A 13,386-nucleotide genomic window follows, 5' to 3' on the forward strand; every position below is an offset into this window, starting at 1 on the left:
GCCGGCCGTTCCGCTCAAACAATCTCAATCGATTCTCAAAGCCTCGGGTGCGCGGCCCGGACGGCCCGCGCGCCGCCGTCACGCGCCGCCGAACACCCGCTCCCACAACGCCGTCACCGCGGCCCGCTCGCCGGCGACCGTCGCCGGGTCGACCCGCGCCTTTTCCATCCCGTCGAGCCGCAGCTTGTGCTGCAGCTTCCGGTACTTGCGGTAGGCCGCGCCAACCTGCTCGGCCTCGTCCTCGCCCATCAGCCCGAAGCGCGCGACCTCGCGCAGCAGCGCGATGTTGCCGGTATTGCGGATCAGCTCGGCGTCGCTCGACGCGTGCAGCAGCACCCAGTACTGGACGATGAACTCGATGTCGACCATCCCGCCGCGATCGTGCTTCAGGTCGAACAGCTCGGTCTGGTTCGGGTGACCGGCAAACACCTTGCCGCGCATGTCGACGATCTCCTTCGCGAGTACGTCCCCGTCGCGCGGCGTCGTCAGCACCTGATGGCGGATCGCCTCGAAGTCCGCGCCGATCTGCGCGTCGCCCGCGCTGTAGCGGGCGCGCGTCAGCGCCTGGTGCTCCCACACCCACGCGGTATTCGCGGCATCGCCCTCGCGCAGCTGGTAACGGCGGAATGCGTCGAGATCGGTGACGAGCAGCCCGGCCTCGCCGTTCGGCCGCAGCCGAAGGTCGATGTCGAACAGCGCGCCCGCACCGGTCGCCGTCGTGAGCCACGTGATGAGCCGCCGGGTGAAGGTCGTGTAGACGTCCGCCGAGCGCTCGTCGGGGTCGTCGTACAGGAAGATCAGGTCGAGATCGGATGCGTAGCCGAGCTCCTTGCCGCCCAGCTTGCCGTACGCGATTACCGCGAACTTCGGCACGTCGCGATGGCGCTTCGCGAGCTGCGACCAGACGACTTCGATCGTCACGTCGAGCACCGCATCGGCCAGCTCGGACAGCCGGTCGCTCACATGCTCGACCGACAGCTGCCCGGCGAGATCGATCAGCAGGATCCGGAACACCTCCGCGTGCTGCGCGTGCCGCAGCAGGTCCATCTGCTGCTCGGGGCCGTCGGCCGCCGCGAGGCGCGCGCGCAGCGCGTCCTTGAACGCGGGCCAGTCGAACGGGCTCGCGATCGCCTCGTCGTCGAGCAGTTCGTCGAGCAGTTGCGGGTGACGGATCAGGTAACCGCCGCCCCAGCGCGTCGCGCCGAGCACCGACAGCACGCGATCGAGCGCGGCCGGATATTCGGTCAGCAGCGCGAGATAGACGCCGCGCCGGCTGACCGTCTCCAACAAGTCGAACAGGCGCACGATCGTGTCGTCGCGGCGCGCGGCGTCGATCCGCGGCGCGGCCTCGAGCGCCCGTTGCGCGACGCTGTCGAAGCGCTGCCGGCTCTTTTCCGGCAAGCCCGTGTAGCGCGACGACTGCCAGATCGCGCGCAGCCGCGCGAGCACGGTGGCCGGATCGGCGAAGCCGAGGCCGTCGAGGCGCGCGACCAGCGTGTCGTCCTCGCCGTCGTCGGCCAGCGCGCCGCTCCAGATCCACGCCGCCGCCGTATCGTCGCCCGCCGCGCAAGGGTTGCCGCCCACCTTGTCCGCGAAGATCTGGCGGAACTGCGCCTCGACGAAGGTCCGGTGATCATCCAGCACCGTCATCAGCGCCGCATAGTCGGCAAAGCCGAGCGACGCGGCCAGCGCCGCGCGTTCGTCGGGCTCGACCGGCATCGCGTGCGTCTGCGCGTCGTTGCGGTATTGCAGCCGGTGCTCGAGCGTGCGCAGGAAGTTGTAGGCGTCGGTCAGGCGCGCGCGCACGTCCTCGCCGATCAGCCCGCGCGCCTGCGCATGGCGCAGCACCGCGAGCGTCGGCCGCACGCGGAATTCCGCGTCCTGGCCGCCGCGGATCAGCTGGAACACCTGCGCGCTGAATTCGATTTCGCGGATCCCGCCGCGCCCGAGCTTGATGTCATCGGCCTTGTCGGGCCGCATCGATGCACGGCGCGCGGCTTCCTGCCGGATCTGCTGGTGCAGCGAACGGATCGCGCCGATCACCCCAAAATCGAGATAGCGGCGGTACACGAACGGCTTGACGATCGACTCGAGCTGGGACTCGAGCCGCTGCGCCGCGTCGCTGTCGCCTTCCGATACGAGCCGCCCCTTGATCCATGCATAGCGCTCCCACTCGCGCCCCTGCACGTAGAAATATTCCTCGAGCATTCCGAGGCTGCAGACGAGCGGACCGGAATCGCCGTTCGGACGCAGCCGCATGTCGACGCGAAACACGTAGCCGTCGGCAGTGACCTCGGACATCACGCCGATCAGGCGCCGGCCGAGCCGCGTGAAGTATTCCTGCGTGGACAGCGGCGCGCGCGCGCCGCCGGTCGTCTCGCCGTCGTCCTCGTAGACGAAGATCAGGTCGATGTCCGACGACACGTTCAGTTCGCGGCCGCCGAGCTTGCCCATCCCGACCACGCCGAGCACGACGCGCTGGCCGTCGGCGCCGCGCGGCTCGCCGTACAGCGCCTCGCGTTCAGCCGACAGCAGCGCGAGCGAGCGCTGCACGGCCACTTCGGCGAGATCGGTCATCGCGCCGGTCCCCTCGGCGACGTCCGCCAGCCCGCGCAAGTCGCGCTCCGCGACCGCGCCGAACGCCTCGGCGCGCAGTTGCCGCAGCGCGCGCTTCAGTTGCTCCTCGGTCGGCGCGGCCGCGCCGGCCGGCATCGCGAGCAGTTCGGTGAGGCGCGCGTCGAGCTGCGCGCGGGTGAGCGGCGCGGCGGCCCACGCGGCGACCTGTTCGGCCAGCGCGGGCCGCGCGGCGGCCGCGCGCGCGATATAACGGGAATAGGACGTGCTGATCAGGGCGGAAGCGTCGGTCATCGAGAAGCGGGCCTGGCGGTAAGGCCGGCCGGCGCGGGCAAACGCGTGCGCGCGCCGCTGCCGACAGGCCCCATGGACTCGGCGCGGCATCGCGGGACGCACCTGCGTCCGTCGCGAAACCGCGCGCCGGAAAGCCCGTGCCGCACTGCCGCAACGGCCGCCGGCACGAACCCGTGTGATACATTTCAACGTCAGTCTGCAAAACTACCATATCGCCGCCCGTCCGCCGCATGTCCGACCGTCAGGAATCCGCCGTAGCTGCGCCCGAAGCGGGACCTCCGAAGCACGATCATCCGGTCCTGCGTCGCGTGTTCAAGGTGACGCTGGCAGTCGGGATCGGCACCTACTTCGTTGCGTCCGGCGCGTTCCTCGGGCTGCGCTATGTGCTGCTGCCCCGCATCGACGAATTCCGCCCGCGCATCGAGCGCCTCGTGTCCGACAAGCTCCACGCGCAGCTTTCGATCGGCAAGCTTTCCCCGAACTGGTCCGGCATGCAGCCGGGCGTCGAACTCACGAACCTGACGATCCGCGGCCGTGACGGCAAGATCGCGCTGTCGGTGCCGCATGCGACCGCCGCGCTGTCGTGGATGTCGCTGCTGAGGCTGTCGCCTGCGCTGTCGAGCCTGATCGTCGACCAGCCCGACCTCGTCGTCGCGCGCGCCGCCGACGGCTCGCTGAGCATCGCGGGTGTCGGCGTCGCGACCACCCACGGCGGCAACGACACGTTCGGTACCTGGCTGCTGAAACAGGAAGCGATCGTGCTGCGCGGCGGCACGCTGCGCTGGCGCGACGCACAGCACGACGCGCCGGAGCTCGTGCTGTCGGGCATCCGGATCGCGGTGCTCAACAACGGCCGCGTACACCGGGCCGCACTGCAGGCGCCCGCGAACGGCACGCTGCTGCTCGGCCCGCTCGATTTCCGCGCGCGCTTCACGCACAAGGCGCTCGCGCCGGTCGGCAAGCCGTCCAACTGGACCGGCGACGCGTACCTGTCGACCGGCCCCGTCGATCTGCAGACGCTCGCCCGTTACCTCGACATCCCGCTCACGATCCATGCAGGCCGGATCGACAACGCGATCTGGGCGACCTTTCGCGACGGCCGGCTGCGCTCGGCGGGCGGCGACCTGCAGGGCGCCGACGTCACGCTGCGCGTGCGGCCGACGCAGCCGCGGCTCGACGTGCCGGTGGTCGGATTCGGCTGGGACATGGCAATGGACACGGGGCACGACTACACGCTGCACCTGTCGCGCTTCCATGCGGAACTCGGCCAGCCGCCGCTCGACGACGGTACGCCGCTCGCCCGCTCGCTCGCGCTGTCGACGCTGACGGCCCGTTACCGCGTGCCGACGGCGACCCAGGGGCAGCTGATCAGCGTCGTCGGCGACCGTGTCGATCTCGGGATCCTCAGCGAATTCATTCGCGGCCTGCCGCTGCCTGCACGCCTGCGCAACGAACTGATCAAGATCGACCCGCGCGGGATGATGTCGAACTACCAGATCGAAGTCGAGCGCGCGAAACCCGCGCGGGCCGACCTCGCGGAAGAGGAGCGCCGCACCGGCGCCGCGCCGATCGTCCGCTACCGCTTCCTCGGCGATCTGCAAGGCCTCAGCTTCGCCGCGCAGGAGCCGCCGCCCGGCCTGTCGCCGCGCGGCCACCCACGCGCCGGCTGGCCGGGCATCGAGAACCTGTGGGGCCGCGTCGACGCGAGCGAGACGGGCGGCACCGCGCATTTCGACACGGTCAACGCGGCCGTCACGGTGCCCGGCGAGTTCGACGAGCCGCGCCTGACGTTCGACCGCCTGCGCGGCAACGTCAAATGGGCGATCACGCCCGCGCCCGGCGACAAGCATGCGCGCGTCGACGTGACGCTGCCCGACCTGCTCGTGTCGAACCCCGATGCCGAAATCGCGGTGTCGGGCTCGTACACGAACCCCGGCCACGGCCGCGGCTCGCTCGACCTGCGCGCCGAGTTCGCACGCGCGTCGGTGGCGCGCATTCCGCGCTACCTGCCGACCGGGATGTCCGAGCACCTGCGCGACTATCTCGGCCACGCGCTGCAGAACGGCACGGTGACCAAGGGCGCGTCGATCGTCGCCCGCGGTCCGCTCGAGAAATTCCCGTTCGAACACGAGCCGGACGCCGGCGTGTTCCACATCGTCGCGCCGTTCACCGGCGGCCGCTTCGAGCCGACGCCGTACCCGCCGCGCAAGCTCGCGAACGGCACGCCGAGCGTCTGGCCGGCGCTCGACGGGATCGACGGCAAGTTCGAGCTCGCGCAGAACAAGCTGCGCTTCGACATCGACCGCGCGCACTACAAGCGCGTCGCGCTGACGAAGGTCGCCGGCCGCATCGACGATCTCGGCAATCCGACCCACTCGCCGCTCGTCATCGACGGCCATGCGCAGGGCCCGCTCGCCGACCTGATCGACTACGCGGACAACAGCTCGCTCGGCACGATGAGCGGGCATATCGGCCAGCGGATCGATGCGCAGGGGCCTGCGTCGCTCGGGCTCAAGATCACGATTCCGCAGCACGTCGCGCATCCGCATACGCACATCGAAGGCGCGCTCGCGTTCGGCGGCAACACGCTGTCGACCAGCGGCGTGCCGCCGCTGTCGGCGCTGCGCGGCAGCGTCCGGTTCACCGAAGCCGGCGCGTCGCTGCACGACCTGTCGGGGCGCTTCCTCGGCGGCCCGGTGCACGCAAACGGCACCTTCCAGTCGCACGGCCCGTACACGGTGGACGTCGACGGCCGGCTCGCGCTCGACGCCGCGCGCGGCCTGAACCTGCACGGTCCGGCCGCCGCGCTGCTCGAGCACGTGGTCGGCGACGCACCGTACAAGCTCGCCGTACGCGGCGCGCCGGGCCGCCTGCCCGACATCAGCGCGCATTCCGACCTGACGGGTGTCGCGCTGAATTTCCCGGCGCCGTTCGCGAAGCCGGCCGGCACGCCGATGCCGTTCAGCTTCACGCTGCAGCCGGCGCCGCAGGCGGACGGCAAGCGCCTCGAACACGCCGACCTGACGCTCGGCCCCGTATCCGCGACCTACCTGCTCGATGCGACGCGCGGCCAGCCGCTGCGCGCGGTGCGCGGCGCGATGGGCATCCACCGGATGCCCGACATGCCGCAGGACGGCGTGAGCGCGGCCGTCGACGTCGACGAACTGGATGCCGACGCATGGCTCGCGCTCGCCCACACGCTGCAGCCCGCGACACCGCGCGCGCCGGAGCCGCCGGCCGCGCCGCGCGTCGATTTCGCGAGCTTCGCGCCGAAGCGTTTCGCGTTCCACTTCGGCACGCTGAAGCTGCTCAAGCGCAACTGGGAAAACGTGATCGTCGGCGCGTCGCACATCGACGAGCTGTGGCAGGCGAACATCGCGTCGAACCAGGTGTCGGGCTACCTGTCGTGGGCGCCGGGCGGCGGCCACAACGGCGCGGGTGTGCTGAACGCGCGGCTCGCGAAGCTCGTGATCCCGGACAGCGCGCAGCACGACCTCGTCGGCCGCGCGATGAACCTGCCGACGCCGACCGACCGCCCGATGCCATCGATCGACCTGATCGTCGATCAAGTGGTCGCGCGCAATCACGACATCGGCCGTCTGGTCGTCAACGCGCGCAACATCGACGAGGATGGCACGCCCGTGTGGCAGCTCGACAAGCTGGAACTGTCGAACCCGGCCGCGAAGCTGACGGCGACCGGCAACTGGCGCACGTCGCGCCGCGCGCTCGCCCGCGGCGCCGACGAAAACGACGCGCCGCGCCGCACCGTGTTCGACTTCAAGCTCGACATCGACAACGCGGGCGCGCTGCTCGACCGCGTCGGCCTGCCGCGCACGCTCGCGGACGGTCACGGCTCGGTCACGGGCAAGGTCGGCTGGCGCGGCGGCCCGACCGCGCTCGACTTCCCGTCGCTCGGCGGCCAGGTCGCGCTCGACCTCGAACACGGGCAGATCCTGAAAGTCGATCCGGGCGCGGCGAAACTCCTCGGCGTGCTGAGCCTGCAAAGCCTCGCGCGCTTCCTGACGCTGAATTTCCGCGACGTGGTCGGCAAGGGGCTGCCGTTCGACAAGATCACGGGCACCGGCCGGATCTCGAACGGGATCGCGCGCACCGACGACTTCTCGATGACGACGGCGCCCGCGAACGTGACGGTACGCGGCGCGGTCGACCTCGGCCACGAGACGCAGGACCTGCACGCGCACGTCGCACCGAAGATCGGCGCCGGCACGGCGGCGATCGCGGCCGCGATCATCAATCCGCTGCTCGGCGTCGGCGTACTGGCCGCGAACTACGCGCTGTCGGAGACGCTGTCGCACGCGTTCGCGCTCGACTACGCGATCACGGGTTCATGGGCGCACCCGCACATCGAGCGGGTGCGGAGCGATCAGGGTAAGATAAATCACGGTCCCGCCGATGCGGTGAACCAATGAGCCGCGCGTCGAACCGCGCGCGGTGCCGGGCCGCACCCCATTTATGACGCAACCGATCCCGCGATGACCGACCACACCCGTTCCGCTACACCCTTTCGGGTTGCCGCGCTGCAGATGGTGAGCACGCCGGACGTCGCGCGCAATCTCGCCGAAGCCCGCCGCCTGATCGCGGAAGCGGCCGGCGAAGGCGCGCAGCTCGTGCTGCTGCCCGAGTATTTCTGCTTCATGGGCCACCGCGACACCGACAAGCTCGCGCTTGCCGAACCCTATCAGGATGGCCCGATCCAGCGCTTCCTCGCGGACACCGCGCGGCGCCACGGCATCTGGGTGATCGGCGGCACGCTGCCGCTGAAGGCGCCCGAGCCCGATCGCGTGCTGAACACCACGCTCGTGTTCGATCCGTCCGGCAACGAAGCCGCGCGCTACGACAAGATCCACCTGTTCAACTTCGAGAAAGGCGACGAGTCGTTCGACGAGGCGCGCACGATCCGTGCAGGCGATACGGTCGTCGCGTTCGACGCGCCGTTCGGGCGGGTCGGCCTGTCGGTCTGTTACGATCTGCGCTTTCCGGAGCTGTATCGCAGGATGGGCGACTGCGCGATGATCGTCGTACCGTCGGCGTTTACGTATACGACGGGCCGTGCGCACTGGGAAACGCTGCTGCGCGCGCGGGCCGTCGAGAACCAGTGCTACGTGCTCGCGGCCGCGCAGGGCGGCAAGCACGAGAACGGCCGGCGCACCTGGGGCCACAGCATGCTGATCGACCCGTGGGGCGAGATCGTCGCGGTCCGCGACGTGGGCGCAAGCGTCGTGCTCGGCGCGATCGATCCGCAGCGCATCGCCGACGTGCGCCAGAGCCTGCCCGCGTGGCGGCACCGCGTGCTGACCTGAATCCGCTTCGCCGCTTGAAACACCGCGCGGCCAACCCATCTGCCCAGAAGCACCCGACAACTTTTTGAGAAACCCCGATATCCGCATGAACATCATCGAACCCGGCATCCGCAACCTCGCGCTGGCGAAGGACATCCTGCTCACGCCGTACGGCCTCGACGAAAGCCTGCTCACGCGCACGATCGCCGACATCTTCACGCATCGCGTCGACTATGCCGACCTGTACTTCCAGGCGACCCGCAGCGAAGCGTGGAGCCTCGAGGAAGGCATCGTCAAGTCGGGCAGCTTCAGTATCGACCAGGGCGTCGGCGTGCGCGCGGTCGCGGGCGACCGCACCGCTTTTGCGTACTCGGACGACCTGTCGCCCGAAGCGATCGCGCAGGCCGCTGCCGCCACCAAGGCGATCGCGGCGGCCGGCGGCGGCCGCCAGAAGATCAAGGCCGCGACGTCGCTGAAGGGCATCTCCGGTCGCGACCTGTACCTGCCGTCCGATCCGCTCGCGTCGCTCGACGCGACGGCCAAGGTCAAGCTGCTCGAGCGCATCGAGCAGATGGCACGCGGGCGCGACCCGCGCGTCACGCAGGTGATGGCGGGCCTCGCCGGCGAATACGACGTCGTGCTCGTCGCGCGCAGCGACGGCGCGCTCGCGGCCGACATCCGCCCGCTCGTGCGCGTGTCGGTCACGGTGATCGCCGAGCAGAACGGCCGCCGCGAGATCGGCTCCGGCGGCGGCGGCGGCCGCTTCGACTACGGCTACTTCACCGATGAAGTGCTGTCGCGCTACGTCGACGACGCCGTGCACGCGGCGCTCGTCAATCTCGACGCACGCCCCGCGCCGGCCGGCGCGATGACGGTCGTGCTCGGGCCGGGCTGGCCGGGCGTGCTGCTGCACGAGGCGATCGGCCACGGCCTCGAAGGCGATTTCAACCGCAAGGGTTCGTCGGCATTCGCCGGCCGGATCGGCGAGCGGGTCGCGGCCAAGGGCGTGACCGTCGTCGACGACGGCACGCTGCCGAACCGCCGCGGGTCGCTGAACATCGACGACGAAGGCAACCCGACGCAGTGCACGACGTTGATCGAGGACGGCATCCTGAAGGGTTACATCCAGGACACGCTGAACGCGCGCCTGATGAAGATGCCGGTCACGGGCAACGCGCGGCGCGAGTCGTATGCGGCGCTGCCGATGCCGCGCATGACGAACACGTACATGCTGAACGGCGACAAGGATCCGCAGGAAATCATCGCGTCGGTGAAGAACGGCCTGTACGCGGTGAACTTCGGCGGCGGCCAGGTCGACATCACGAACGGCAAGTTCGTGTTCTCGGCGTCCGAGGCGTACATGATCGAGAACGGCAAGATCACCTACCCGGTGAAGGGTGCGACGCTGATCGGCAGCGGCCCGGAATCGCTGAAGTACGTGAGCATGATCGGCAACGACATGTCGCTCGACACGGGCGTCGGCGTGTGCGGCAAGGAAGGCCAGAGCGTGCCGGTCGGCGTCGGCCAGCCGACCCTGCGGATCGACAAGATGACGGTTGGCGGTACGGCATAACCGCATCGCGGCGCAGACAATCCGCGCATTTTGAAGAAAACGCGCGGATTTTCCGCATTTTCGACGTTTCCCGATTGCCAGCCGCACGGCGACGGGGTATAAATTCCGAATCAACTTTTTTTGACGAACCGAATCCCCGTCATGTCCGCCAAGTTTTACTTTTACTTTTTTTGGTATCTCAGACCGCTGGCGGATCGAGAGGGTTGATGGCGCGTAAAGCGCAACCGAAATTCCCGAAAAAACCGCCGGCGAACCCGGCGGTTTTTTTTCGCCCTTCGCCACCCGGTCGTCGCCGCAGCGTCCCGCGGCCTCGACCGACACCACTGAATCGCTTGAATTGATGAATCTGCCGCACGCGCACTGACCGAACGGCGCCCTCAACCGCTTTGCATGGGTCCGGAGTAACCGCTAAAGCGCTAACCCCGGTCGACATAGGAGAAACAGCATGCCCCCGCACAATACCGACGACGTCCGCATTCGCGAACTCAAGGAACTGACGCCGCCCGCCCACCTGATCCGCGAATTCGCGTGCTCCGAAGCCGCGTCCGAGCTGATCTACAACTCGCGCCAGTCGATGCACCGCATCCTGCACGGGATGGACGATCGGCTGATCGTCGTGGTCGGACCGTGCTCGATCCACGATACGAAGGCGGCGATCGAGTACGCGGGCCGGCTCGTGAAGGAACGCGAGCGCTTCAAGGGCGAACTGGAAATCGTGATGCGCGTGTACTTCGAGAAGCCGCGCACGACGGTCGGCTGGAAGGGGCTGATCAACGATCCGCACCTCGACAACAGCTTCAAGATCAACGAAGGGCTGCGCACCGCGCGCGAGCTGCTGCTGCAGATCAACGAGATGGGGCTGCCGGCCGCGACCGAATACCTCGACATGATCAGCCCGCAGTACATCGCCGACCTGATCTCGTGGGGCGCAATCGGCGCGCGCACGACCGAGTCGCAGGTGCACCGCGAGCTCGCGTCGGGGCTGTCGTGCCCGGTCGGCTTCAAGAACGGCACCGACGGCAACGTGAAGATCGCGGTCGACGCGATCAAGGCCGCGTCGCAGCCGCACCATTTCCTGTCGGTGACGAAGGGTGGCCATTCGGCGATCGTGTCGACGGCCGGCAACGAGGACTGCCACGTGATCCTGCGCGGCGGCAAGGCGCCGAACTACGACGCGGACAGCGTGAACGCCGCGTGCGCGGACATCGGCAAGGCTGGCCTCGCTGCGCGCCTGATGATCGACGCGAGCCACGCGAACAGCTCGAAGAAGCACGAGAACCAGATCCCCGTCTGCGCGGACATCGGCCGCCAGATCGCGGCCGGCGACGCACGCATCGTCGGCGTGATGATCGAGTCGCACCTCGTCGAAGGCCGCCAGGACCTGAAGGAAGGTTGCCCGCTGACCTACGGCCAGAGCATCACCGACGCGTGCATCGCGTGGGACGACAGCGTGAAGGTGCTCGAAGGCCTTGCGGAATCGGTCAAGGCGCGCCGCGTGACGCGCGGCAGCGGCAACTGACTGGCACGAGCAGGCTGAATCACGATGGCCCCCGCCTGCCGGCGGGCTGGCCATCTGGCCAGCCTGCGGATGGCGTTCGGCTCTGCTAGACTAGCTAATACATCCTAGCTAACCGGGAATCGACCATGCCGACCGTCAACATGCACGATGCCAAGTCACGGCTCTCGAGCCTTGTCGAGGCGCTTGAATCGGGGCGCGAATCCGAAGTCGTGATCGCCCGCAATGGCCATCCGGTCGCCCGGATCGTTCCTTATGAAGCGCCGAAGCGGATCGGTGCGGCGCGTCAGTTGCTTGCCGGGCTGAACATCCCGGCCACTGTCGAGGCATTCAATGCCGGCGACGAATCGATCGCCGCTGACTTCGATGCCAGCGCGGACCGGGGGCTCGCGCCGTGAGACTGCTGCTTGATACGCATATCGCGCTGTGGGCCGCCGAAGGCGCACCTCAACTTTCGTCGACTGCCGCCGCGTTGATCGACGATCCCGAAAACACGCTGTACGTCAGTGCCGCATCCATCTGGGAAATCGCGATCAAGTACCGCAAAGGCAACCTTCCCGTTCATCCGCGCGACGCACGCTCTGCGTTCCGGCTCGCCGGCTTCGCGGAGTTGCCGATCAACAGCGATCACGTCGAAGCAGTCGCCGCGCTGCCCGACTTCCCGGACCACGCCGACCCGTTCGACCGCGTGATGGTCGCGCAGGCGCTCCACGAAGGCATGCCGCTCGTCAGCGCCGATCCGAAGGTGTGGCGCTACCACGCGACACTGATGTTGCACGCCTGACGTCATTCGCACGGTATCGCAAGCGATAAAAAAGCCCGGCTCGCGCCGGGCTTTTTTATTGGCCGGAGATCGTCCGTCGGCCCATCACTCGAGCGCGCCCGAGCCGAAGATCTCGGTGTTCACGCGTTCCGGTGCGACGCCGAGCGCGACCAGCGCGTCGCGCTGCGCCTTCATGAACGCGATCGGGCCGCAGATATAGTAGTCGGCGTCCGGCACCAGCGCGAATGCCTTCACGCGTTCCGGCGTGAGCCGCCCTTCGACGTCGTGGTCGATGCCGGCGCGATCGTTCGGGCCGACCAGTTCGTACAGCACCGTGCGCCTGACGTTCGCATGCTCGCGCGCCGTATCGTTCAGCCAGTCGCGGAACGCGTGCACCGCGCCCGAACGGCAGGCGTGGACGAACCGCACGTCGCGCGTGCTGCGTTCGTCGACCAGCGTCGATGCCATCGACACCATCGGCGTCAGGCCGACGCCGCCCGAGATCAGCACGACCGGCGTCTCGACGCCCCGCTTCAGCGAGAATTCACCCATCGGCGCGGTCGCCTCGACGATCGCGCCCTCCTCCACGCCGTCATGCATCAGCGTCGACACCTTGCCGGCCGGGATCGCTTCCGGCGTGCCGGCCTCGCGCTTCACCGAGATGCGCAGCCACTTGCCGTGCGGTGCATCGGACAGGCTGTACTGGCGCGGCTGGTCGACGCCGAGATCGCCGACGAAGCGCTTCACCGTGATGTACTGACCCGGTTCGAAGGTCGGCGCCGTGCCGCCATCGGCCGGGCTCAGGTAGAACGACGTGATCTCGTCGCTCTCGCGCACCTTGCGCGCCACCTTGAACGGACGGAAACCGCTCCAGGCCGCGCCCGCGTACAGGTCGGCCTCGGCGCCGATCAGGATCTGCGCGAGCTGGCCGTACGCGACGCGCCAGGCTTCGAGCGTATCGGCATCGACCGCGTCGCCGAGCACTTCGACGATCGACGCGAGCAGGTTCTCGCCGACGATCGGGTAGTGCTCGGGGCGGATGTTCAGGCTCGCGTGCTTGTGCGCGATGTGCGACACCGCACCGCCCAGCGCGCCGAGGTTGTCGATGTTTGCCGCATACGCGTAGACGGCCTTCGCGAGCGTCTCGGGCTGGCTGCCGGTCTTCTGGTGCGTCTGGTTGAACAGGTTCTTCAGTTCAGGATGACGCGCGAACATGCGCTGGTAGAAGTGCTTCGTGATCGTCGTGCCGTGCTCGGCAAGGACGGGGGCGGTGGCCTTCACACGGGCCATCTGGTCAGCGGTGATGTGGGTCATGTTCGTTCTCCGTTAAACATGCACATACGATACATGTTTAAAAAACGACCTT

8 protein-coding genes are annotated in these 13,386 nt (G+C 68.6%); 6 read left to right on the plus strand and 2 right to left on the minus strand.

What is annotated here, in order from left to right; translation table 11 throughout:
- Positions 1-78: 78 nt before the first annotated feature.
- Positions 79-2,868, minus strand: coding sequence for a bifunctional [glutamate--ammonia ligase]-adenylyl-L-tyrosine phosphorylase/[glutamate--ammonia-ligase] adenylyltransferase (gene glnE / locus ACTRWB_RS14490; RefSeq protein ID WP_446902294.1), 2,790 nt, complete (start codon positions 2,866-2,868; stop codon positions 79-81).
- Between the two features lie 230 nt (positions 2,869-3,098).
- Between glnE and ACTRWB_RS14495 the strand changes: the two genes are divergently transcribed.
- From ACTRWB_RS14495 to ACTRWB_RS14520, 6 genes are all read left to right on the plus strand, one after another.
- Positions 3,099-7,298: a YhdP family protein gene (locus ACTRWB_RS14495; RefSeq protein WP_446902295.1), complete on the plus strand. Its 4,200-nt coding sequence runs from the start codon at positions 3,099-3,101 to the stop codon at positions 7,296-7,298.
- Between the two features lie 63 nt (positions 7,299-7,361).
- Entirely contained in the window at positions 7,362-8,189 is an 828-nt protein-coding gene (locus ACTRWB_RS14500; protein ID WP_048242938.1) for a carbon-nitrogen hydrolase family protein, read from the plus strand.
- 85 nt (positions 8,190-8,274) lie between these two features.
- On the plus strand, positions 8,275-9,741 hold the full coding sequence (tldD, locus tag ACTRWB_RS14505) for a metalloprotease TldD (protein WP_048242939.1): 1,467 nt from the start codon (positions 8,275-8,277) through the stop codon (positions 9,739-9,741).
- 445 nt (positions 9,742-10,186) lie between these two features.
- Entirely contained in the window at positions 10,187-11,260 is a 1,074-nt protein-coding gene (gene aroG / locus ACTRWB_RS14510; protein ID WP_412022451.1) for a 3-deoxy-7-phosphoheptulonate synthase AroG, read from the plus strand.
- A gap of 125 nt (positions 11,261-11,385) precedes the next feature.
- Positions 11,386-11,655: a type II toxin-antitoxin system Phd/YefM family antitoxin gene (locus ACTRWB_RS14515; protein WP_446902296.1), complete on the plus strand. Its 270-nt coding sequence runs from the start codon at positions 11,386-11,388 to the stop codon at positions 11,653-11,655.
- On the plus strand, positions 11,652-12,041 hold the full coding sequence (locus ACTRWB_RS14520) for a type II toxin-antitoxin system VapC family toxin (RefSeq protein WP_193097662.1): 390 nt from the start codon (positions 11,652-11,654) through the stop codon (positions 12,039-12,041). Before ACTRWB_RS14515 ends, ACTRWB_RS14520 begins: the two co-directional genes overlap by 4 nt.
- An 84-nt stretch (positions 12,042-12,125) precedes the next feature.
- On the opposite strand, the gene hmpA is transcribed toward ACTRWB_RS14520, so the two are convergent.
- Complete coding sequence (hmpA, locus tag ACTRWB_RS14525; protein WP_129513761.1) at positions 12,126-13,334, minus strand: NO-inducible flavohemoprotein; 1,209 nt, start codon at positions 13,332-13,334, stop codon at positions 12,126-12,128.
- Positions 13,335-13,386: the final 52 nt, after the last annotated feature.

This window comes from Burkholderia sp. YIM B11467 (assembly GCF_052952715.1).